Origin of the sequence: Luteibacter aegosomaticola (assembly GCF_023078475.1) — a bacterium.
Taxonomy (GTDB): domain Bacteria; phylum Pseudomonadota; class Gammaproteobacteria; order Xanthomonadales; family Rhodanobacteraceae; genus Luteibacter; species Luteibacter aegosomaticola.
The window spans coordinates 5,068,885-5,091,598 of sequence record NZ_CP095741.1; the positions used below are offsets into that span (position 1 = coordinate 5,068,885).

Annotated in this window: 21 protein-coding genes; 10 read left to right on the forward strand and 11 right to left on the reverse strand. The window is 64.7% G+C overall.

Annotated elements, in window-relative coordinates:
• The first annotated feature begins 61 nt into the window (after nt 1-61).
• Genes rbsK through rbsB form a run of 5 tightly spaced genes read left to right on the forward strand, consistent with a single transcriptional unit; the run spans nt 62 to nt 4,733 of the window.
• Nucleotides 62-958: a ribokinase gene (rbsK, locus tag L2Y96_RS22765; protein WP_247330817.1), complete on the forward strand. Its 897-nt coding sequence runs from the start codon at nt 62-64 to the stop codon at nt 956-958.
• Nucleotides 955-1,353 carry a D-ribose pyranase gene (rbsD, locus tag L2Y96_RS22770; RefSeq protein WP_247330819.1) on the forward strand — a complete coding sequence of 133 codons (399 nt, stop codon included), beginning with the start codon at nt 955-957 and terminating at the stop codon, nt 1,351-1,353. The genes rbsK and rbsD overlap by 4 nt, the downstream gene beginning before the upstream one ends.
• A complete protein-coding gene (locus tag L2Y96_RS22775) occupies nt 1,353-2,834 on the forward strand; it encodes a sugar ABC transporter ATP-binding protein (protein ID WP_247330821.1) in 1,482 nt (493 codons plus the stop codon). The genes rbsD and L2Y96_RS22775 overlap by 1 nt, the downstream gene beginning before the upstream one ends.
• A 1-nt stretch (nt 2,835) precedes the next feature.
• The gene (locus tag L2Y96_RS22780; protein ID WP_247330823.1) at nt 2,836-3,780 is read left to right on the forward strand and encodes an ABC transporter permease subunit; all 945 of its coding nucleotides are present in this window, start codon (nt 2,836-2,838) and stop codon (nt 3,778-3,780) included.
• Nucleotides 3,781-3,800: 20 nt separating this feature from the next.
• Nucleotides 3,801-4,733, forward strand: coding sequence for a ribose ABC transporter substrate-binding protein RbsB (gene rbsB / locus L2Y96_RS22785; RefSeq protein ID WP_247330825.1), 933 nt, complete (start codon nt 3,801-3,803; stop codon nt 4,731-4,733).
• Between the two features lie 132 nt (nt 4,734-4,865).
• Here rbsB and L2Y96_RS23115 read toward each other — a convergent pair whose 3' ends face one another.
• Both L2Y96_RS23115 and L2Y96_RS22800 read right to left on the reverse strand, forming a co-directional pair.
• The gene (locus L2Y96_RS23115) at nt 4,866-7,466 is read right to left on the reverse strand and encodes an FtsK/SpoIIIE family DNA translocase (protein ID WP_425492490.1); all 2,601 of its coding nucleotides are present in this window, start codon (nt 7,464-7,466) and stop codon (nt 4,866-4,868) included.
• Between the two features lie 61 nt (nt 7,467-7,527).
• On the reverse strand, nt 7,528-8,322 hold the full coding sequence (locus L2Y96_RS22800; protein WP_247330827.1) for an SDR family NAD(P)-dependent oxidoreductase: 795 nt from the start codon (nt 8,320-8,322) through the stop codon (nt 7,528-7,530).
• Nucleotides 8,323-8,401: 79 nt separating this feature from the next.
• Between L2Y96_RS22800 and L2Y96_RS22805 the strand changes: the two genes are divergently transcribed.
• A complete protein-coding gene (locus tag L2Y96_RS22805) occupies nt 8,402-8,839 on the forward strand; it encodes a winged helix-turn-helix transcriptional regulator (RefSeq protein ID WP_247330829.1) in 438 nt (145 codons plus the stop codon).
• Here L2Y96_RS22805 and rtcA read toward each other — a convergent pair.
• Both rtcA and L2Y96_RS22815 read right to left on the reverse strand, forming a co-directional pair.
• Nucleotides 8,836-9,852, reverse strand: coding sequence for an RNA 3'-terminal phosphate cyclase (gene rtcA / locus L2Y96_RS22810; RefSeq protein ID WP_247330831.1), 1,017 nt, complete (start codon nt 9,850-9,852; stop codon nt 8,836-8,838). The two genes, L2Y96_RS22805 and rtcA, sit on opposite strands and share 4 nt — an antisense overlap.
• A 21-nt stretch (nt 9,853-9,873) precedes the next feature.
• Nucleotides 9,874-11,094: an RtcB family protein gene (locus tag L2Y96_RS22815; protein WP_247330833.1), complete on the reverse strand. Its 1,221-nt coding sequence runs from the start codon at nt 11,092-11,094 to the stop codon at nt 9,874-9,876.
• A gap of 313 nt (nt 11,095-11,407) precedes the next feature.
• On the opposite strand from L2Y96_RS22815, the gene rtcR reads away from it, so the two are divergent.
• Nucleotides 11,408-12,997 (forward strand): RNA repair transcriptional activator RtcR, encoded by a 1,590-nt coding sequence (rtcR, locus tag L2Y96_RS22820; RefSeq protein WP_247330835.1) that lies wholly within the window; start codon nt 11,408-11,410, stop codon nt 12,995-12,997.
• A 6-nt stretch (nt 12,998-13,003) separates the two neighbouring features.
• Here the strand turns inward: rtcR and L2Y96_RS22825 are convergent, their stop codons facing one another.
• From L2Y96_RS22825 to L2Y96_RS22835, 3 genes are all read right to left on the reverse strand, one after another.
• Nucleotides 13,004-13,732, reverse strand: a complete 729-nt coding sequence (locus tag L2Y96_RS22825; protein ID WP_247330837.1) for a DUF6624 domain-containing protein — start codon at nt 13,730-13,732, stop codon at nt 13,004-13,006.
• Between the two features lie 31 nt (nt 13,733-13,763).
• Nucleotides 13,764-14,945, reverse strand: a complete 1,182-nt coding sequence (locus L2Y96_RS22830; RefSeq protein WP_247330838.1) for an MBL fold metallo-hydrolase — start codon at nt 14,943-14,945, stop codon at nt 13,764-13,766.
• A 190-nt stretch (nt 14,946-15,135) separates the two neighbouring features.
• The gene (locus L2Y96_RS22835) at nt 15,136-16,188 is read right to left on the reverse strand and encodes an NAD(P)-dependent alcohol dehydrogenase (RefSeq protein ID WP_247330840.1); all 1,053 of its coding nucleotides are present in this window, start codon (nt 16,186-16,188) and stop codon (nt 15,136-15,138) included.
• A gap of 110 nt (nt 16,189-16,298) precedes the next feature.
• Between L2Y96_RS22835 and L2Y96_RS22840 the strand changes: the two genes are divergently transcribed.
• The 3 genes from L2Y96_RS22840 (at nt 16,299) to L2Y96_RS22850 (ending at nt 18,855) form a co-directional block, all read left to right on the forward strand.
• Nucleotides 16,299-17,189, forward strand: coding sequence for a LysR family transcriptional regulator (locus L2Y96_RS22840; RefSeq protein ID WP_247330842.1), 891 nt, complete (start codon nt 16,299-16,301; stop codon nt 17,187-17,189).
• 124 nt (nt 17,190-17,313) lie between these two features.
• On the forward strand, nt 17,314-18,540 hold the full coding sequence (locus L2Y96_RS22845; RefSeq protein ID WP_247330844.1) for an MFS transporter: 1,227 nt from the start codon (nt 17,314-17,316) through the stop codon (nt 18,538-18,540).
• 93 nt (nt 18,541-18,633) lie between these two features.
• Nucleotides 18,634-18,855, forward strand: coding sequence for a hypothetical protein (locus L2Y96_RS22850; protein ID WP_247330846.1), 222 nt, complete (start codon nt 18,634-18,636; stop codon nt 18,853-18,855).
• A 23-nt stretch (nt 18,856-18,878) separates the two neighbouring features.
• Here the strand turns inward: L2Y96_RS22850 and mnmE are convergent, their stop codons facing one another.
• The 4 genes from mnmE to rpmH form a co-directional block, all read right to left on the reverse strand.
• Nucleotides 18,879-20,222, reverse strand: coding sequence for a tRNA uridine-5-carboxymethylaminomethyl(34) synthesis GTPase MnmE (gene mnmE / locus L2Y96_RS22855; RefSeq protein WP_247330848.1), 1,344 nt, complete (start codon nt 20,220-20,222; stop codon nt 18,879-18,881).
• A gap of 6 nt (nt 20,223-20,228) precedes the next feature.
• Nucleotides 20,229-21,923, reverse strand: a complete 1,695-nt coding sequence (gene yidC, locus L2Y96_RS22860; protein ID WP_247330850.1) for a membrane protein insertase YidC — start codon at nt 21,921-21,923, stop codon at nt 20,229-20,231.
• 66 nt (nt 21,924-21,989) lie between these two features.
• Nucleotides 21,990-22,370, reverse strand: a complete 381-nt coding sequence (gene rnpA / locus L2Y96_RS22865) for a ribonuclease P protein component (RefSeq protein ID WP_247330852.1) — start codon at nt 22,368-22,370, stop codon at nt 21,990-21,992.
• A gap of 14 nt (nt 22,371-22,384) precedes the next feature.
• Nucleotides 22,385-22,519 carry a 50S ribosomal protein L34 gene (gene rpmH / locus L2Y96_RS22870; RefSeq protein WP_008211413.1) on the reverse strand — a complete coding sequence of 45 codons (135 nt, stop codon included), beginning with the start codon at nt 22,517-22,519 and terminating at the stop codon, nt 22,385-22,387.
• Nucleotides 22,520-22,714: the final 195 nt, after the last annotated feature.

Consider the following 22,714-nt stretch of genomic DNA (forward strand, 5'->3'; position numbering starts at 1 on the left):
CATCCACGGCGTATATTTGCGCGCCATCCCCATTCCCGTCCCCCCAACGGAGCCCCGTGGCATGACGCGTATCGTTGTCGTCGGCAGCATCAATATGGATCTCGTTACCCTGGCCCCGCGCTTCGCCGGCCCGGGCGAGACCATCACTGGTGATCGTTTCCTCACCATCCCCGGCGGCAAGGGCGCGAACCAGGCCGTAGCCGCGGCACGCCTCGGCGCACAGGTCGCCATGGTCGGCAACATCGGTGACGACGCATTCGGCCAGTCGCTGTACGACGGCCTGAAGGCCGAAGGCATCGATGTCAGCCATGTCACCCGCGTTGAAGGCATCGGCAGCGGTACCGCCAGCATCACCGTAGCGGGTGGCGAGAACGCCATCGTGGTGATCCCCGCGGCGAACGGCCGCGTCACGCCGGCCCAGGTGGAGGCCGCGCGCGATGTCATCCGCGGCGCCGATGCCGTGCTGGTCCAGCTCGAGATCCCGCTCGATGCCGTCGACGCCACGTTGCGCATCGCGCAGGAGGAGGGCGTGCCCGCCATCCTGAACCCGGCGCCGGCGCAGAAACTTCCGCTCGAATGGCTTGGCCGCGTGCGCTTTATCACGCCGAACCAGCATGAGCTGGCGATGGTGCTCGGCGCCTCGCCCGATACCGATTTCCGTGAACTCATGCGTCAGGCCCCTTGCCCGGTCGTACTGACCCGGGGCGAGGATGGCGCGTGGTTCAAGGACAAGGACGACGAGCCGCGCCACCAGGCCGGTTTCAAGGTCGACGCGGTGGATAGCACCGGCGCCGGAGATACCTTCAATGCCGCCCTTGCGGTGTACCTCGCCGAAGGGCTCGACATCGCCGTGCGCAAAGCCTGCGCCACCGCTGCGATCGCCGTCTCCCGCCTGGGTGCGCAGGGCGGCATGCCGCGCGCCGACGAGGTCGCGGCTTTCCTGGAGAGCCACCCGTGAAACGACACGGCCTGCTTCACGCCGAACTGAATCGCATTGTCGCCGCGATGGGCCACACCGATACGCTGGTGATTGGCGACGTCGGCCTGCCTGTACCGCACGGCGTGCCGTGCATCGACCTGGCCGTCGTACCGGGTACGCCGGCGTTCGCCGCCGTGTTTGATGCCGTGTTCGGCGAACTCGCGGTGGAACGCGCCACCGTTGCCAGCGAGATCCATGCGCACAACCCCGCCATGGTCGCGCTCAAGGGCCGCCTCGAAGCAGGCGGCGTACCCGTCGATGAACTCTTCCATGAAGATTTCAAAGCCGCGACGCGACGCGCCGTTGCCGTGGTGCGCACCGGCGAGACCTCGCCTTACGCGAACATCATCCTGCATGCCGGTGTGACCTTCTGATGGCCACGCCGCTCGTGAGGATGCGCAACATCCACAAGGCCTTCGGTCCGGTGAAGGTGCTTGAAGGCGTGGACTTCGAGTTGCTCCCCGGTGAAGTGCACGCCCTGATGGGCGAGAACGGCGCCGGCAAATCCACCTTGATGAAGATCCTCACCGGCATTTACGCGCCGGACGCAGGGACCATCGAGGTAGATGGCCAGCAGGTTTCGATCACCTCGCCCGCAGATGCCGAAAAGTACGGCATCGCCATCATCCACCAGGAACTGAACCTTATCCCGGCGCTTAGCATCGCGGATAACCTGTTCCTGGGTCGCGAAGTGCATCGCTTCGGCCTGCTCAACCGCAAGGCCATGGATACACGCGCGAAGGAATGGCTCGATCGCGTCGGCATGACGAAGCTGGATCCGGCGACGCGCATCGAGCGCCTCTCGGTGGGCCAGCAACAGATGGTCGAGATCGCGCGCGCACTCGGCCAGAAGGCCCGCGTGCTGATCATGGATGAGCCGACCGCCGCGCTCACCGAAAGCGAAACCACCACGCTGTTCAAGCTCATCCGTGAATTGCGTGAGCAGGGCACCGGCATCGTCTACGTCTCGCACCGCATGGAAGAGATCTTCGCGCTGTGCGATCGCATCTCGATCCTGCGCGACGGCCACTTCGTCGGCACGCGCGATGTGCCTGGCCTCGCCTTCGATGAAGTCGTGAAGATGATGGTCGGCCGCACGCTCGATGCGCGCTTCCCTACGCGCACGCCGAAGATCGGCGATGTGCGGCTGAACGTGGAGCACATCACCGGCGGCATGGTCCAGGATGTCAGCTTCGCGCTGCATGCAGGCGAAGTCCTCGGTGTGGCCGGGTTGCTTGGCGCGGGCCGTACCGAAATGGCGCGTCTGTTGTTCGGCCTCGACAAGCTCGAGAGCGGCAGCGTCACGCTGGACGGCAAGGTCGTCACGCCGAAGAGCCCGAGCGAAGCGATCCACGCGGGCTTCGGCTTCGTCACCGAAGATCGCAAGGCACAAGGCCTCGTGCTCGACATGAGCCTGCGCGAAAACGTCAGCCTGCCGCGCGTCCCCGCGCATGCCGGCCTCGTCGATCGCGGCACCGAGAAGAAGCAGACCTCCGGCCTCATCGACGCGTTGAAGATCCGTACGCGCGACATGGAACTGGATGTGCGCGCGCTATCCGGCGGCAACCAGCAGAAGGTCGTACTGGCCAAGTGGCTGGCCCTGAAGCCGCGCGTCCTCATCCTCGACGAACCGACCCGCGGCGTAGACGTGGGTGGCAAGGCCGAGATCTACCACATCATCAATCAACTCGCGGAGCAGGGCGTGGCCATCCTCATGATCTCGTCGGAATTGCCGGAGGTGCTCGCCATGAGCGATCGCATCCTGGTGATGCACGAGGGCCATGCGACGGCCCTGCTTGATGCCCACGGCGCCACCCAGGAAGCCGTGATGACCGCCGCGACCGGAGGCAAGTGACATGACGCTGCAAATGAACTGGAGCCGGGCAAGCACGTTGCTCCAGCGCCTCGGCTCGGTGATCGGCCTGGTGCTGCTCTTCATCGTGCTCTCGGTGATGAGCCCTGACTTCCTCACCACCGGCAACCTGCTGACGGTGCTTCGCCAGGTCTCGATCAACGCGTTGATCGCGTTTGGCATGACCTTCGTGATTCTTGCGGGTGGTATCGATCTGTCTGTCGGCGCGATCCTCGCGTTCACGGGTGCGATCACCGCGGGGCTCATGGCGTCCGGCCACGGCATCGTGCTCAGTGTCGGCGCGGGCCTTGGGCTTGGCCTGATCCTCGGCATGATCAACGGCGTGCTGGTGTCGTGGGGCAAGGTCGCGCCCTTCATCGCCACGCTGGGCACACTCACCTTGCTGCGCGGTCTCACGCTCTCGTACACGCAGGGCAGCCCCATCCCGGTGACGAACCAGAGCTTCGCCCTGGTCGGCGGTGGCTACGTTGCCAACCTGATCCCGCTGCCGGTGATCTGGATGTTCATCGCGTTTGTCGTCTGCGGGTTCCTGCTGCGCGGCACGGTGTTCGGCCGCCACGTCGTGGCCATCGGCGGCAACGAAGAGGCGGCACGCCTCTCCGGTGTGCGTATCGCCCCGATGAAGATCGCCATCTACGGTCTTTCTGGCCTTCTCTCCGCGTTCGCGGGCATCGTGCTTACCTCGCGCCTGTATTCGGCGCAGGCCACGGCGGGCCAGGGTTACGAGCTGGACGCGATCGCCGCGGTGGTGCTGGGCGGTACCAGCCTCGCCGGTGGCCGTGGCTGGCTCTTCGGCACGCTGATCGGCGCGCTGCTTATTGGCTTCCTGAACAACGGCCTCAACCTGCTGGGCGTCAGCTCTTTCTATCAGCAGGTGGTTAAGGGCATCGTTATCCTGATCGCCGTCCTGCTCGACAGGCGGCAGTGAACACCACGAGGGAACACACCATGCGCAAACTTACTTTCCTCGCCGCGGCAGCGGCCACTCTCCTTGCCGCGTGCTCGCAGCAAGGCCCGGGCGAATCCGCACCGGCCGCCGCGTCCACGGCCGGTGGCGCCGCCGGTGGCAAGCCGGTCATCGGCCTGGCGCTCTCCACCCAGAACAACCCGTTCTTCGTTGAGCTGAAGGATGGCGCGCAGAAGGCCGCGGATGCGTCCGGCGTGCAGCTGGTCGTGGTCGATGCGCAGGATGATCCGGCCCGCCAGATTTCGAGCGTCGAAGATCTCATCCAGAAGCGCGTTTCCGTGATCCTGCTGAACCCGACGGATTCGTCGGCGCTCGCCGGTGCGGTGCAGTCGGCCCAGCGCGCGAACATCCCGGTGATCACGCTGGATCGCGGCGTCGATGGCGCCGAAGTCGCTTCGCACATTGCGTCGGACAACATCGCCGGCGGCAAGATGGCGGCGGACTTCCTCGCCAAGCAGCTGGGTGGCAAGGGCAACATCATCGAACTGCAGGGTGTGGCCGGTACCTCGGCAGCGCGTGAGCGCGGCAAGGGCTTCGACGATGAGATCGCCACGACCGGCATGAAGGTCGTCGCGCAGCAGCCGGCGAACTTCGACCGCGCGCAGGGCCTCTCGGTGTCCGAGAACCTGCTGCAGGGTAACAGCGACGTCCAGGCCATCTTCGCGCAGAACGACGAAATGGCCCTCGGCGCGGTGCAGGCCCTGGCTGGCAAGAACAAGAAGGTGCTGGTCGTCGGCTTCGACGGCACGCCGGACGGCAAGAAGGCCGTGCAGGATGGCCAGATGGCCGCCACCGTCGCGCAGCAGCCGGAAGAAATCGGCCGCCTCGGCGTCGAGACGGCGAAGAAGTTGGTCGACAAGCAGACTGTGGATAAGTCCATCGCCGTGCCGCTTAAGCTTCTCACCAAGGAATAAAAAAAACGGGCCGAAAGGCCCGCTTTTTTGTCTGTAGGAGCCCACCCTGTGGGCGACATCTTTCGCGACGACGCCACAGGGCCTGTGGCTCTTTCGCGAACGGCGTCGCCCACAGGGTGGGCTCCTACCGCTTCAGTCCTGCGGTGCGGGCGCGATGACGTCGCGCTGCCCGTTGATCCCCATCGGCGAAACGATGCCGGCGGATTCCATCGCCTCCACCAAACGCGCCGCGCGGTTGTAGCCGATCCGGAACTGCCGCTGCACGAACGAGATGGACGCACGCCGCGTACGCAGCACGAACGCTGCGGCTTCGTCGTAGAGCGGATCCAGCTCGGCATCGCCGCCATCCTCGCCCGGCTCGCCGTCGCTGGCTTCGCTCGGCGGCCCCTGCAGGATCTCGTCCTTGTAATCGGGTTCACCGAACTGCTTCAGCCAGCCAACAATACGGTGCACTTCTTCGTCGGCGACGAATGCGCCGTGGATACGCTGTGGATAACCCGTACCCGGCGGCAGGAACAACATATCGCCCTGGCCAAGCAGGCTTTCCGCGCCCATCTGGTCGAGGATGGTGCGCGAGTCGATCTTCGACGACACCTGGAACGCGACGCGCGTTGGGATGTTCGCCTTGATCAGGCCGGTGATGACGTCGACCGACGGACGCTGCGTGGCGAGGATCAGATGGATACCTGCCGCACGCGCCTTCTGTGCCAGGCGTGCGATCAACTCTTCGATCTTCTTGCCGGCGACCATCATCAGGTCGGCAAGCTCGTCGATCACCACGACGATCATCGGCATCGTATCGAGGTGCTCGGGCACTTCGGGATGCGCAGGGAACGGATTGAACAGCGGCTTGCCCGCTGCGCGGGCTTCGCGAACCTTCTGGTTGTAGCCAGCAAGGTTGCGCACACGCAGATCGGACATGACCTTGTAGCGGTTTTCCATCTCCGCGACGCACCAGTTCAGCGCGTTCGCGGCGAGCTTCATGTCGGTAACCACGGGCGCCAGCAGATGCGGGATGCCTTCGTACACCGAGAGCTCCAGCATCTTCGGGTCGATCATGATCATGCGCACATCTTCGGGCGTGGCCTTGTACAGCATCGACAGGATCATGGCGTTCACCGCCACCGACTTACCCGAGCCGGTCGTACCGGCCACCAGCATGTGCGGGGCTTTCGCCAGATCGGCGACGACCGAATCACCGGTGATGCCCTTACCCATCGCCAGCGTGAGCAGCGAATCGCTCTCGCGATACTCGGGTGAGTCGAGGATCTCGGAAAGGGCAATCATCTGGCGCTGCTCGTTCGGCAGCTCCAGGCCCATGCACATCTTGCCGGGGATGGTTTCGACGACGCGAATCGACGTGCGGCCAAGGCCGCGCGCAAGGTCCTTCATCAGCGCGACGATCTGGTTGCCACGCACACCCGTCGCCGGTTCGATTTCGTAGCGCGTGATCACGGGGCCCGCGGAGGCGCCCACAACCTGCACCGGCACTTTGAATTCCGCCAGGCGCTGCTCGATCAGCTCACCGGTTTCAGCCAGTTCCTCTTCGCTAACGGCCAACGTGTTCTGCGATGCCGCGGCAAGCAACGTCAGCGGCGGAAGGCTGATCGAACCGTGGTTCACCGTACGCAACGGACGCGGCGCTGGGATATGACTGATCGGTACCTGCTCGGTCGGCGAGGAATCGTTGGCCGCGATCGCAAACCGCGACACCGGCTTGATCGGTGCGGGCGGTGCTGCCGGCAAAACCGGCTCTACGTCCACATCAGGCGGCGGCGTCTCAACCGTGCGATGCCCGCTATCCGGATGGCGAACCTCCACACCCGCACTGCGATACCCACTGTAGGAGCGCGTTTGCGCGCGATCAGCCTCACCCACCGAAGGCGCGGCAGCTTCCATCACAGGCACCGTGGGAATCGATCGAATCACGGGCGACTCAGCGATCTCACGCGCCGCTACGGACGCTTCCACCGGGGCGGCCACTTCGCGCTCTGCCTCGACCTGCGCCTGCATCGCCCGCGGCGCCAGCCACGGCTCACGAATCACCGTGTCCGGCTTGGTCTGATGACGCGGCATGACCGGCGTGGTGACCGACGGGCGCACCGGGTCGGGCTGCACTGGCGCAGGACGCGGCGGCGAAGCGCTCGCGATCGGCGCTGCCGTGGTTTTCCGGGTGGGTTTGGCTACCGGCTTTGCCGCACGACGCCGCGCCGGTGCACGATCGGCGCGGCGCACGGCGGCCGAAGGCTTACGCCCGGTGGCGCGCGCGGCCCCTCGCTGGAACAGGCGGTGCGTGCCTTCAATGGCCAGTGCACCCATCGGCTCGAGAATTCCGTTGAGGCCAACGATCGCCTGCGACCACGGCACGCCGGTGTACCAGGGCAGGGCGACGATCATCAGCGCGAGCGAGATCGCCGCAGCCACAGGCGTGGCCGGACCTGCGATGCCGCCCAGCCAGCGGCACACAGCACCGCCCACGGACGCGTCGTCCGTGAAGTGGGTAATGACCAAGCCCTCCAGCATGCTGCTCGCGAGCAGCACCAGGACAAACCCAGCCCAGAAACGAATGGCGCCCGGTCCAACCGTCGGCGGACGCCGCCGCCTTACGAGGGCAGCGACGACACGCCAAAGCAGGGGAAGCAGCCAGAGAGTGGAGAGCCCGAAGGCGCTGAACACGAACGAGAGCATGCCTGACCGCAAGTAACGTAACGAATGCCGCAGTTTAGCGTGCATTCGTACGTTCCGTGAGTGAAAGGTCGGCTAAGCCCCTGTCGCGGTTACCTCACGGCCATGGTCAGGCGCGGTAGCGCGGGGCCACTTCCTTGCGGGAGAGGTTCGGGCCCATCGCGACGCGGGCTGCTTCGTAGGCCTTGTACTGGCCTTCGTCATGCAGCGGCGGGATGGTGATGACTTCGCCACGATCGAAGCCGACGAGCGCGGCATCCACCAGGTCGGCGGTTTCCATGACCATGCCCGGCAGCAGGGCTTCCGGATCCTTGCCCGAGTTCTCCCAGATTTCGGTCTTGGTGGCACCCGGCAGCACGGCCTGGACATGGACGTTCGTGCCCTGCAGGCGCGATGCGAGACCCAGGGTCAGGTTCACGAGATGCGCCTTGGTGCCGCTGTAGATACCGTCGAACAGCTCCGGCGCGAAGGCGAGCACCGAGGCGATATTGATGATGCCGCCCTTGTTGCGCTTCACGAACTGCTGGGCCGCCTCGGCCGTCAGCACGGTCGGGGCGATGGTGTTGATGGCGAGGATCTTTTCGATGTTTGCGGCGCTGTTCTCCAGCACGCTGCCATCGAGGGAGATGCCGGCGTTGTTGACCAGCAGGGTGATCGACGCATCGCTGGCGAGGCGGGCTTCGACCTTGGCGAGGTCGGCGCGCGAGGTCAGGTCGGCCTGCAGGGCCTCGACCTTGCGGCCGGTGCGCTCGGTGATCTTGCGGCCCAGGGCCTCCAGGCGGTCAAGCCGGCGGGCGACCAGGATGAGGTCGTAGCCGCGGTCGGCCAGGCGCTCGGCGTAGATCTCGCCGATGCCCGACGAAGCGCCCGTGACGATGGCGGTGCCTTTGGATTCAGTGCTCATGACGTGTCTCCGGATGGGTAGATTGCATAGTGATAGTAACTAGGTTGCCATACGATAGTGACGCTACTATCATTTTGCAATGGACATCGAAAAACTCTCTGTTGGCACCTGCCCGATCTCACGCGCCCTGGCGTTCGTGGGGGATACCTGGAGCGCGCTGATCCTGCGCGATGCCAGCCGCGGCATGACCCAGTTCGATCAGTTCCGGACAAGCCTGGGCATCGCCCCGAACATCCTCTCGCGGCGGTTGAAGGCCCTGACCGAGGCTGGCGTGCTGGAGAAGCGGCGGTATAGCGAGCGCCCGCCGCGCGACGAATACATCCTCACCCCGGCCGGCGTGGACTTCTTGCCGATCCTCGCCGCCATGGGCGAATGGGGCCGGCGCCATAACGGCGCCGGCAAGCTGAGTCATCTGGTGAACCCGAAGACGGGTGCGCGGGTCGAGCCTGTCGTGATCGATCGGGTGACCGGCGAGCCGCTGAGCGCGGCGAACATGCGGCTGGAGATGCCGGCTTAGTCGGAGACGGCCACGGTCCAACGGCCGCGTCCCTCGTCGTGGAAGCTGAACTCCACGGGCAGGAACTTCTCGATCAACGCGGCATTGCTACGGGTATGGTCGGAAGGGGCCAGCGTGGTGAAGCTGCCACCGCCGGCGAGCGCCATCGGCAGCAGGAGCTGGTCGGCCAGGTGGCTATCCACCGCCACGCCCGCGGCCAGCCATGCCCGCGCTTCCGCGCACGCGCGCTCTGCCACGGCTTCTGCCGTGACGCGCTTCTCGCCGAAACTCGTGAATACCGCCGCGATGCCATCGTCCGACCGGTAGCGAATGGACAGCGCATTGCCCGGTCCATGGGCGCCGCGCACGTCGTGCAGTGAGGCTTCACCCTCATCGAGATCAAGCCGTGCGCGGGCGACGTTCAACTCGCGTTCGCCGATCTTCGCTGGAATAGCGGAGATGATCGCCTCGGCATGGCGTTCCACGATCTCGCCACGCTGGGCCAGGCTCACAGCCGCAGGACGCCCGCTTTCGCGGACGTCGCAGCGGATGCAGCCGCCACCCGCCGGGTAGAAACCGTGGCTGTCGAGCGCGAACGAAGCGTCGAGGCCCATCTTCGCCATGGCCGGCAGGAACGCCTCGGCGATAAAGTTCGCCGAGGGCGCTGCCGGGTTATGCGTGCCACCTTCAATGGTGAGCGACGCGGCCACGCCATGCATCCACAGCGCGGGCAGCACCGTTTGCAGCACCAGGGTGGTCGAGCCAGCCGTGCCGATCGTCCAGCGCCGCGTACCGCCGCTCACGCCACGTGGCGTGAAGCGGAGCGACAGCGAGCCCGGCTCCGCCCCTTCCACGCTCGCGGCGCCGACATCCCGCGCGGCTTCCACCGCGGTGAGGTGCTGGCGAAGCAAGCCGGGGCGCGAGCGCTTGCCACGGATGCCTTCCATGGCAAACGGCTCTCCCGTGCACAGGCTAAGGGCCAACGCGGTGCGCAGTAGCTGGCCACCGCCTGCCTGTCCATCAATCTCGATCATGTCCTTACTTCCTTACGTTCCTTAACCCTTCACGCAGACCACCTGGCGCAGCGTGTGGACGATTTCGACAAGGTCTTCCTGCGCCTTCATCACCGCATCGATCGGCTTGTAGGCGGCCGGCGTTTCGTCGATCACATCCGCGTCGCGGCGGCACTCCACGTGGGCGGTAGCTTTGCGGTGCTCCTCGAGCGAGATCGTCTTCTTCGCCTGCGTACGGCTCATGACACGACCCGCACCGTGGCTGCAGCTGTGGAAACTTTCATCGTTACCAAGGCCACGCACGATGAAGCTGCGCGTACCCATGCTGCCCGGGATGATGCCCAACTCGCCCTTCTTCGCGCTCACCGCGCCCTTACGGGTGACGAACACATCCTTGCCAAGGTGGTGCTCGCGGCTCACATAGTTGTGGTGGCAGTTCACCGCCTCGGCCCAGGCCTCGAATGGCTTGCTGATCACCTTGCGGGCCGCATCGATCACATGTTGCATCATGATCGCGCGGTTGGTGCGGGCATAGCGTTGCGCCCAATCCACGGCAAACACGTAGTCGCCGAAGTGCTCGCTGCCTTCCGGCAGGTACGCGAGGTCCTGGTCGGGCAGGTTGATCATCCAGCGGCGCATGTCTTCCTTGGCACGCTCGATGAAGTGCGTACCAATGGCGTTACCCACGCCACGCGAGCCCGAGTGCAGCATGAACCAGACGCGGTCGGCCTCGTCGAGGCACACCTCGACGAAGTGGTTACCCGTGCCGAGCGTCCCGAGGTGGTGCAGGTTGTTGGTGCGCGCCAGCTTCGGGTACTTGTCGGTGATGAGCTTGAAGTCCGTCACCAGCTCGCTCCAACCCGACACCGTGGCTTCCGGCGGCGTTTCCCAGGCACCCTTGTCGCGACGGCCCAGCGTACGGCCGTGCGGCACGGCCGCTTCGATCGCATGGCGCAGGCCACGCAGGTCATCGGGCAGGTCCGAAGCCATGAGGGTCGTACGGGTCGCGATCATGCCGCAGCCGATGTCCACACCCACCGCGGCGGGAATGATCGCGCCGATCGTCGGCACGACGGACCCCACCGTGGCGCCCTTGCCCAGGTGGACGTCGGGCATCACGGCCAGCCAGCCGTGCACGAAGGGCAGCTTGGCGATGTTGATCAGCTGCTGACGTGCCTCGTCCTCGAGTGGCACGCCACGGGTCCAGGCCTTGATCGGCTTGGCGCCCGGCTCGTTGATGACGTCGTATGCGTTGGTGCTCATGGTGTTCGTCCTGATAACACAGATAAAAAGATCCGGCCTGCCCTCCCGGCGGGCCCATTCCCGCCGGGATAGAAAACATCGCGCCACGCCTGAGACATCCCTGTCGCCCGATTCGTCCGTGAGCTGACTGGCTGAGAGCGGCTGCGAGTGGAGGCCGGTTACGGGATGGATAGAGCAGGAGCCGTGCCAACGCCGTGGTCAAATTCGTAAGTCACTGCCTAAGATCATTTTTATTGTTCGTGGTACTAAATTCACCCACAGCCGTGGCGATGAAATACGATATGGCCGTATCGTCTATTAGATGGATTGATCCATGAAGACCAAGGTGGTCATCGGCTTTCTCGGCACCCAGCTGGATGCGGGCGATAAGCCCGAGCGCTGGGAACGCTGGCGTCCCACGGTGTCGCTGGGCATGCACGAGGATTTCCTGATCGGCCGCATCGAGCTGCTCGCGGACGAGCGCCGCGCGGCCCGGACGCTGAAGCGCGTCGTTGAAGATCTGGCCCAGGTGTCGCCCGAGACCGCGGTGAAGGTGCACGACACCTACATTGAGAATCCCTGGGACTTCGAGTCGGTGTACGAAACGCTGTACGCCTTTGCGCGCGCGTATCCGTTCGACCTCGAGAACGAGGATTACTACTTTCACATCACGACCGGCACGCACGTCGCACAGATTTGCCTGTTCCTGCTGACCGAGAGCCGCCACCTGCCGGGCCGCCTGCTGCAGGCTTCGCCACCGCGCCACGCGGGGGTGACGGCGAGCGTCGGCGAGTTGAGCGTGATCGATCTCGATCTCTCCCGGTATGACCGCCTCACACAACGCTTCCAGATCGAGCAACAGGAAGACCGCACGCACCTGAAGAGCGGTATCGCTACGCGCAATCCCGCGTTCAACCGCATGATCGATCAGATCGAGACCGTGGGCAGCCGATCCGCGGCGCCGATCCTCCTGATGGGCCCCACGGGTGCGGGCAAGAGCCAGCTCGCCCGACGTCTGTTCGAGTTGAAGCAGGCGCGGCGCGAGGTGAGCGGACGCTTTGTCGAGGTGAACTGCGCGACGCTCCGCGGCGATGGTGCGATGAGTGCGCTGTTCGGCCATGTCAAAGGCGCTTACACCGGTGCGGCCGGCGAGCGCGCGGGCCTGTTGCGCAGCGCGGACAAGGGCCTCTTGTTCCTTGATGAAATCGGCGAGCTCGGCGCGGACGAGCAGGCGATGCTGCTACGCGCGCTCGAAGACAAGCGTTTCCTGCCCGTGGGTGGCGATCGCGAAGTGGCCAGCGACTTTCAACTGATCGCCGGTACCAATCGTGATCTCGGCAAACGCGTTGCGGAAGGGCGCTTCCGTGATGATCTGTATGCGCGGCTGAATATCTGGTCGTTCCATCTCCCCGGACTTGCGGAGCGCATGGAGGATATCGAGCCGAACCTGGATTACGAGCTGGACCGCTATGCGCGCGAAGAGAACCGTCGCGTCACGTTCAACAAGGAGGCGCGGGCGCGCTACCTCGGTTTCGCTATGTCGGGGGACGCACCGTGGTCGGGCAACTTCCGGGACCTGGGCGCGTCGGTGACACGCATGGCAACGCTTGCGCCTTCCGGCCGCATCAACGAAGCCAGCGTCGATGAAGAAATTGCACGCCTGCGCAGGCTTTGGCGCCACGATGGCGGCGAGGTCGATGGACTACGCGAATTGTTGGGTGATGCGCTGGATGAGGTTGACCTGTTCGATCGTGTGCAGCTGGCTGAGGTGGTGAAGGTATGCCGCCGCGCGCGCACGATTTCCGACGCGGGGCGGCAACTATTCGCCGCCTCACGTGCAAAGCGCTCCAGCACCAACGACGCCGACCGCCTGCGCAAGTATCTGGCCCGCTTCAACCTCAACTGGGAATCCCTAACCCTGTAGTAGCGGTTATTTCGGCGCGGGAGCGTAGTAGACGCTGAGCATGCACTGGTAGTCGGCGCTCGGCATCAGGTCCATCGACGCACGGCGTTGATCGAGATGTGCGGGATCTTCCACCGGGTCCATCTTCATGCTGGCGAAGTCCCTGCCGTTAGTGGTGGTGTACTGCGTGCCATAACGTTGCGGCTTGCCTTCATGGCGGAGCAGCCGGTCGGTCAGCATCGCCACGTCACCCTTGGCCAACTCGCCGGCATCCGCGCGCGCGGTGATTTGCGGCAGCATCGACTGCATGAAGGGGATATCGGAAGTCGCGTGCTGTACCAGGGTAAAGGCCGCGCTCACGCCGGCAAGGCCTACCGCGTTCGCGTGCGGGAAGCCCTTTTTGGCGAAGGTTTCCTTCATCCACGCCAGGTTGTCCTTGTCCACTTTATCCATCGCCTGGAACGCCGCCTTGTCCTGCGGTGCGGCGATCCACGCGCTGCGTGCGGATTGGTCCTGGTCAAACCGCTTACTCAGTTCATCGCGTAGATCGGTATCGGAGAATCCCGCTGCCTTGTTGTCGCGTTCGATGCCTTCGCTGGTCAGCGCGGGGTGCGCTTGCGCCATCTTGGTCTGCCACGCGGCGACGTTGGGGCACTTCGCCGCGGCGGCATCGTCCTTCGCATCGGCGAAGGCGGCGCCCGGCAGAACGAAACAGAGGGCGATCAGGCTCGCGCGACGTAGGGACAGATGAAGCATCGGGATGCGCTCCTGGTGGGATAAGCCGCCGTCAGTGGCAGGCTGGCAAAGCGTATTTGTGGGCAGGGTCGCCGCTCTTCGATGCGATGATCGGTGTCTGCGCCCCCGTGGACCAGGTCTGCTCCGGCCACCAGCGTGGGACCACGGGATGCGTCGTGGGTTCCACGGCCTCGCCGGGCCTGGGGATAAGTACGTTCGCACCCACGCACTTCGCCGCCGCAAGGATACGTTCCGGCGGCTCGGTCCAGGCGTGATGGGCCAGCTTCACCAGGCCCCAATGCACCGGGATCATCGTGCGGGCGCGCACTTCCTGGTCGACGAGTACCGCCTGCTCGGGGCCAAGGTGCCAATCGGGCCATTGCTCATCGTATTGGCCTGCTTCGATCAGGCTGAGGTCGAACGGGCCATACTTGTCGCCAACCTCGGAGAAGCTGTCGTTCATGCCGGTGTCGCCGGAATAGAACACGCGATGGCGCGGGCCGAGGAGGGCATAGCCGGTCCAGAGCGTCTGATCGCTTTGCGGGTTGAGCCGGCCGGACGCGTGGCGCGATGGCGTCGAGACGACGGTGACCGTGCCGACCTTCGCTTCCTGCCACCAGTCGAGTTGGGTGATGCGATCGTTCGGGATGCCCCAGCCGACGAGGTGCGAGGCGATGCCTAGCGGAACGATGAAGCGTGCACCGCGTGCGTACAGCGCCTGCACCGAGGCGCGGTCGAGGTGGTCGTAATGGTCGTGGGAGATGATCACGACATCGACGCGCGGAAGATGGTCGATCGGCACCGGCGGCGGGTACCAGCGTTTCGGCCCCAGCCAGCCGAACGGAGAAGTGCGCTCGCTCCAGAACGGATCGACCACGATGTTCGTACCGTCGATCTCGAGCAGCATCGACGAGTGGCCGAACCAGGTGACGCGCAGGCCACTGGCAGGCGGTGTCTTGTAGGTAGCCGATGAATCGACCGTCGGTATCGGCTGATCCGGTTCCTCGCCTGGCTTCGATTCGAAGATCTGCAGGATGCCGCCGTGCAGGTTGGAAAACATCGCCTGCGGATTCAGGAACTGGCTGCCATGCCACTCCGGCGACTGCTCATTGCGAGCGAGGAACTCACCCTTCGGCAAGGTGCCGATGTTCGGCCACGCGGAGATCGCGACGAAAACGAGGAACACGAGGAAGAGGGCGGCAACGTAGCCAGCGTATCGGAAGAACCGTTTCAATCCATGAGCTCCATGTGGATCACCCGAGCATACGACGGCCAGGCCCCAAACCGTAGGAGCCCACCCTGTGGGCGACATCTTTCGCGATGGCGCCACAGGGTCTGTGGGTCTTTCGCGAACGGCGTCGCCCACAGGGTGGGCTCCTACAGAGGGCGCCGCGAGTCACATCGCGGCGCGCATCTTTTGCGACTTAGTTCTTCGGCATCGACGCCATGTCGATCACGAAGCGGTAGCGCACGTCGTTCTTCACCAGGCGCTCGTAGACTTCGTTGATGTCGGCCATCTTCACCATCTCAACATCGGACACGATGTTGTGCTCGGCGCAGAAGTCCATCATCTCCTGGGTTTCCTTCATGCCACCGATCGCCGAACCGGCAACGGTGCGACGCGGCAGCATCAGCGCGCCACCCGGGAACGCATCAAGCGGGGTGAGGGCGCCGACGAGCACCATCGTGCCGTCGAGCTTCAGCAGCGAGAGGTACGGCAGGATGTCGTGGCTGACCGGCACGGTGTTGAGCAGGAAATCGAACGAAGAAGCGGCTGCTTCCATCTGCTTCGGATCCTTCGACACCAGCACTTCATCGGCACCGAGGCGCTTCGCGTCCGCGCCCTTGGCTTCCGAGGTGGTGATCATGACGACATGCGCACCCATGGCCTTGGCGAACTTCACGCCCATGTGGCCGAGGCCGCCGAGGCCGATCACGCCGACCTTCTGGCCCGGGCCCACGTTCCAGTGGCGCAGCGGCGAGTAGGTGGTGATGCCGGCGCAGAGCAGCGGGGCGGCTGCCTTCAGGTCGAGCTTGTCGGAGATCTTCACCACGAAGCGCTCTTCCGCGACCATGTCGGTCGAGTAGCCGCCGTAGGTGGGGGTCTTCTTATCCTGCTCGGTGCCGTTGTAGGTGAAGCTCGTGTGGACCGTGCAGTACTGCTCGAGATCCTTGTTGCAGGACTCACAGGTGCGGCACGAATCGACCATGCAGCCGACGCCGGCGTAGTCGCCGACCTTCAGCTTCTTCACGGCCGAACCCACCGCCTTCACGCGGCCGACGATTTCGTGACCCGGGACCATCGGGAAGGTGGAGTTACCCCAATCGCCCTTGGCCTGGTGCAGGTCGGAGTGGCATACGCCGCTGTAGAGCACTTCGATATGCACGTCGTGCGCGCCGACATCGCGGCGGTTGAACGTGAACGGGACGAGGGGCGACGTGGCGTCTTTGGCGGCAAAACCGTGGACTTCGAACATGGGTGTCATCCTCTACAGGGGGAATCGGGAAAGCGGGGAACGATAACCCTCAACAATCCGACGCGCCAACGCGATTATTCGGACGTATCGTTGAGGTATTCTTGATAATCATGCGCCCTGACAATCTTTCACACCTGGCCGCCTTCGCGGCCGTCGCTCGCCACGCCAGCTTCCGGAAGGCCGGGGCGGAGCTTACCTTGTCCACGTCAGCCATCAGCTACGCGATCCGTGGGCTGGAGGAGCGGCTCGGGGTCACCCTGTTCCACCGGACGACCCGAAGCGTCTCGCTGACCGAAGCCGGCCAGCGGCTGCTTGAGCGCCTGCAGCCTGCCCTGCGTGATGTCGGCGACGCCCTGGAAGAGATGAACGACTTCCGGGCCCATCCGGCAGGGACGCTCCGCCTGAACATGCCACGGACCGCGGGCCAACTCTTGTTGCCACCGCTCCTGCCGGGGTTCCTGGCGACCTACCCGGATATCCACTTCGAGGCGGTGGATGACGACGGCATGATCGATATCGTGGCTGCGGGCTACGACGCCGGCATCCGTTTCCACGAGTCCGTGCCCGAAGACATGATCGCCATTCCCTTCGGCGGCATGCAGAAGGGCGCCTGCGTCGCTGCCCCGGAATACCTGGCCCGTCGCGGCGTGCCGCTGCACCCGTACGACCTGATGCAACACGACTGCATCCGTTTCCGCTTCCCTAGCGGGCGCCTCTATAAATGGGAGTTCGAACAGGGCGAGACCAAGCTGGAACTGGATGTTCGCGGCCGCTGCACCTTCGGCGACCTCTGCGTCTCGGTGGATGCCGCGCTCGCCGGCGTGGGTCTCACCCTGGTGCTGGACGAACAGGTGGATGAGTACGTCCAGGCCGGCAAGCTGGTCCGGGTCCTGGAGGACTGGTGCCCGCCGTACCCCGGCTTCATGCTTTATTACCCCCGCCAGCGCCGGGTCACCAGCGCCCTCCGTGCGTTCATCGAGTACCTGCAGCAGCACACCTGAAAAGTGATGGTTTTCCATCAGTTGCGTGTGCGCGCTTGCGCGGGGCGGCCGTTACGGGCGTAAACTATCACTATTGCTGCGCCGCACAAGGCGGCGCTCGCCCACGTCCCAGGCCGCACTCCCCATGTCTTCCGCCGCTCCCGCACTCGATCCGGGCACCCCACCCGTCCGCGCGCCCCACGTCGGGCTCGTGATTCTTGCCCTCGCTGTCGGCGGCTTCGCCATCGGCACGACGGAATTTGCCTCGATGAGCATGCTGCCGCTGTTCGCGCAGGGTCTGGGCATCGATGCGCCGACCGCTGGCCACGCGATCAGCGCTTACGCGCTGGGCGTGGTGGTGGGTGCGCCGATCATCACGGTGCTAGGCGCGCGCATGCCGCGCCGCCGCCTGCTGCTGTTGCTCATGGCGATGTTCACCGTGTTCAACGGCCTGACGGGGTTGTCGCCGAATTACCACTGGATGCTGGTGTTCCGCTTCCTTGCGGGCCTGCCGCATGGCGCGTACTTCGGCGTCGCTGCGCTTGTGGCGAGTTCGCTCGTCCCCGCGAACCGGCGCACGCGCGCTGTGGGCCAGATGTTCCTCGGCCTTACGGTGGCGACGATCGCCGGCGTGCCGCTGGCGAGCTGGCTCGGCCAGTTGGTTGGGTGGCGCTGGAGTTTCGCGCTGGTCGCTGTGCTCGGTGTTGCCACGATGAGTGCCGTGCTCGCCTTCGCACCGAATACGCCCGCCAATCCTAATGCGAGTCCGCTACGCGAACTCAGTGCACTGAAGCGGTCGCAGGTGTGGATCACGCTCGGTATTGGCGCGATCGGTTTCGGCGGCATGTTCGCGGTGTACACCTACCTCGCCGACATCCTTCTCAACGTGACCCACATGCCGCTCTCGTCGGTGCCCTGGATCATGGGTGTGTTCGGTGTAGGCATGACGCTCGGCAACATGGTCGTGCCGGTGTTCGCCGATCGTGCGTTGATGCGCACGGCGGGCGCGCTGCTGGTGTGGGCGCTGATCATTCTAGCGATCTTCCCGTTCACCGCCGGTAATGTGTGGACGCTGGGTATCAGCGTGTTCTTCATCGGCATCAGCGGCGCCCTCGGCACCGTGCTTCAGACACGTCTCATGGACGTCGCCGGTGATGCGCAGGCATTGGCCGCTGCGCTGAACCATTCGGCGTTCAACACGGCGAACGCGCTCGGGCCGTTCCTGGGGGGTCTCGCGATCTCGCAAGGCTACGGCTGGACTTCGCCGGGTTGGGTGGGAAGTGGCCTGGCGCTGGGTGGATTGCTGCTTTGGGGCGTTTCCGTGGCTGTTGAGCGGAATAGCGAGTCGCAGGAAGCTGCCCAGGCTTGCTAGTGATGTAGTCAAAGGATGGCAGCATCCATCGGCGAACGCCTACGAGGCGACGTGGGCTTCGCCTAATATGCGTCGTGCTGTGCAGGAGGCACGATGGAACGCATGACGATCACAGACACTACGGTAATTGCCGACCTCGATAAGCTCGCCGCCGCGACTGATCGGGACCGCGACGAGCTCGTTCTTGAGATTCTTCGGAATTTCTTCCATCCGAGATACAAGAACGAGCTGATCCGGGATTTTCGCTGGAGGATGGACGTATTGGGCGGCGCGGATCTCGAGCCGCGCGCTGACGGTGACGGTCACTTTGCATGATCGTTTGATCGATACGTCAGTCGCTACTTTCCAATACAGAACGAACTAAAGATCGCGCCGAGCAGGTCGTCCGACGAATACGCACCTGTCACTTCGCCGAGCGCTTGTTGCGCGTGGCGAAGCTCCTCGGCAGCGAGTTCGCCGGCATGCGATCCGTGCAATGCGTCAGCGGTGCGAAGCAGATGAGCATCGACCTGCTCGAGAGCAACGACGTGTCGTCGGCGTGCACTGAAAGCGCCATCGCCCGCACCAGCGGTTGCGAGCGTGCGGAGCATGTCGCGGAGCGCATTGAGGCCTTCGCCGGTTCGAGCGGATAGCCACAGTTTTTCATAGCCAGCAGCGTGCGATTGATGCGCGTGCTCGGTGCCAAGATCGATCTTGTTCACGACAACAATGCGCGTCGCGTGCGCAGGCGTGCCTTCGAAGAACGCGAGATCGCTATCGGCGTGCTGTTCATCGCTGACCAGGATCGCGACATCGCAACGCTCGAGTTGCGCAAGCGCGCGACGGATACCCTCACGCTCGACCACGTCATCTGACTCGCGAAGGCCGGCCGTGTCGGCTAGCTCGAGAGTGACACCGTCGATCGTGATCGCCTCACGCAACACATCGCGCGTGGTGCCAGCGATGTCGGTCACGATCGCGCGCTCTGCGCCGGCGAGTGCGTTGAGCAAACTGGATTTGCCTGCATTCGGTCGACCGACGATCGCGACGGTAATGCCGTCGTTCAAACGAACGCCACGACGCGTCTCGATCAGCAATGCATCGAGGCTGGAACGAAGCGCAGCAAGCTGTTCGCCAATCACCGGATCGGCGAGGAAGTCGATCTCTTCTTCAGGGAAATCAATCGCCGCTTCAATATGGACACGCAGCGCGATGAGCTCAGCGAGCAACGCGTCAACGCGCGCGGAGAACACACCTTCCATCGAACGCAGTGCCGCTCGCGCTCCCGCTTCCGACGTCGCGGCGACGACATCGGCCACCGCTTCCGCCTGGGCGAGATCGAGCTTGCCGTTGAGGAACGCACGCTCGGTGAATTCGCCGGGCCGCGCCAGGCGTGCACCAAGCGAGATGCATCGGCGGAGCAGGGCGTCGAGCAACACCGCGCTGCCATGGCCCTGTAGTTCCAGGACATGTTCGCCGGTGTAAGACGCCGGTCCCGGAAACGAGAGCAGGATCCCGCGATCGATCAGCTCACCTTCCGCATCGCGAAACGCGGTGAAGTGCGCATAGCGCGGCTTCGGTTCCCGGCCGAGCAGGCTCGACGCGATCGACGGAGCGAGGGGGCCAGATACGCGAACGGCACCGACACCGGCCGCGCCGGCGCCGGTGGCGATGGCTGCGATGGTGTCGGTGCCGTGGCTCATGGCGTATTACGCAGTGCGTGCCTTTTCGTGGGCCTTATCAACGCTGCGGTTGATGTACCACTGCTGGAGCAGGCTGGTCGCACCGTTGACGGTCCAGTAGAGCACGAGGCCCGCCGGGAAGAAGGCGAAGAAGACACCGAAGATCAGCGGCATCACCTTCATCATCTTGGCCTGGGTCGGATCCATGCCGGCCGTCGGCATCATGCGCTGGGTGAGCAGCGTCACGAGGAAGTACATCACCGGCAGTACATAGAAGGGATCCGGCGCGGAAAGGTCGTGGATCCAGAGGATGAACGGCGCGTGGCGCAGCTCAATGGATTCCGACAGCACGCGGAGCAGGCCGATGAAGATCGGGAAGGTGATGAGGATGGGCAGGCAGCCCGCCATCGGGTTCACCTTCTCCTTCTTGTACAGCTCCATCATGGCCTGCTGCATCTTCATGCGGTCATCGCCATAGCGCTCCTTGAGCGCCTGGACCCGCGGCTGCAGCTTGCGCATGCGCGCGCCCGAACGGAACTGCGCATCGGTGAGCTTGTACAGGGCCGTCTTGATGAGCAGCACGAGCAGGATGATCGCAACGCCCCAGTTACCGCTGATGGCGTGCAGCTGCGAGAGCAGCCAGTGAAGCGGGGTGGCGATGATGGTCAGCCAACCGTAGTTGGCCGTCAGGTCGAGACCCGGGGCGATCGCATCGAGCGTGCCCTGCAGACGCGGACCAACGTAGAGACGAGCGATGCTGTCCGACGCCTGGCCAGGCGCGACCGAGATCGCCGGGCCGAAGGCGCGGACGAGGTAACGCGGCGTGGCCGAGTTCGGGTCGACGATATTGGTGCTGTACGAAACGTTCTGGTCCGCCGGCGGAATCCAGGCCACCAGGAAGTAATGCTGGAGCATGCTGATCCAGCCACCGGTGATCGGGCGGTTCAGCGGGTTCTTCTGGAAGTCGGCGAAGTTCAGCGATTCGAACTTCGATTCCGGGCTGTACCAGCCAGCGCCGAAGAAGCTGTGCTGTGCCGGATCGGTGTAGGCCTTGAACCAGCTGGCCTTCTCGGCCGGCGCGCGCTGCAGCTGCTGGTAGGCGTTACCCGTCCAGGTGGCCTGCGAGCCGTTGTCGATGCGCTGGTCGAGATCGACCACGTAGTCCATACGCTTCAGCGTGTAGCGCTTGGTCACCTTCACGCCCGACGGATCCGACCAGGTCAGATCGAGGCTGACCGACTTCTCGCCATCGGCGAGCTTGGCCTCGGTCTTCTCGGCGTGGAAGAGGGCGCGGTGGTCCGGCGCGGCACCCGAGCTGCTGACCAGGCCATCCTGGGCGGCGAAGAAGGTCTTCGCATCGTCATCCAGCAGGCGAACCGGCGGCGGGGTCGGGTCATTCTTGGTGACCGGCACGTTCGGGTAGTACAGGAGTTCCGAACGGACGATGCTGCCACCACGGGTATCGATGGTGAGGCGGAGCACATCGTTCTGCAGGGTAACGAGCTCGGCCTTGCCGGCCGGCGTGGCCGACGTATCGGCCGGAACATTGGCCGGGCCGGAGGCACCGGGCACGCTGCCATCAGCGGACGGCTTGCCATCGACCTGAGCCGCGGCGGCCGGCTGGGCAGGCGGCTTCGGGCCGTAATCCTGCTCCCACTGGGTGAACAGCATGTACGCCACGAACATGAGCGCGAAGAAGAGGAGCGTACGCGTTTGATTCATTAGCTTAAGCCAGATCCGTGGGGCACCGCGGCCGATATGAGGACGGGCAGGCGGGCAAGAAAGAGGTCAACGCGCGATTGTGCCGTCGGCACCCTCGGGCTTCAACGGCCGGATGCGGCGCAGGAGGGTATCCAGCTCCGCGAGGAGGGCGGCACCCGTTACCTGGACGGCGCTATCGCGGGCCATCACAAGGATATCAACGGGCGGCAGGTCGGGCCGGGCGCGGCGAAACGCCTCGCGCGCGAGCCGCTTGATGCGGTTGCGGTCCACGGCGCGCTTGGAGCAGCGCTTAGAGATCGCCAGGCCAAGCCGGGCGGTATCTGCCGTGTTATTTCCGAAGCGCAAAAGAAAACAGCGGCCGCCGAGGCGACCGCTGACATTTCGCAGGGCTGCGAAGTCGGCGGCGCGGCGTATCCGCGCATCGCGCGGCATGGCTGCGGCACGCACGACCAGCGAACCGCTTACGGGATCAGGCGCTTGCGACCCTTCGCGCGACGGGCGTTCAGGATCTTGCGGCCATCGGCCGTGGCCATACGGGCGCGGAAGCCGTGCGTACGGGCGCGCTTGAGCTTGCTGGGCTGGAAAGTACGCTTCATGGCGCTTACATCCGGATGAAGATTAAAATTGGCCCAAAAGTATGCGGGACATTCCCGAAGGATGTCAAGCGCTTGGCCAAAGGATGACAACAGGCCGCGGCCAGGGCCGATGCCGGGGTGGGGGCGGAAGGCTGGTAGACTTCATCGTCCACCCCGCGCGCAAGCGCCCCTCTACGCTGTGGCAAAGAATACCCG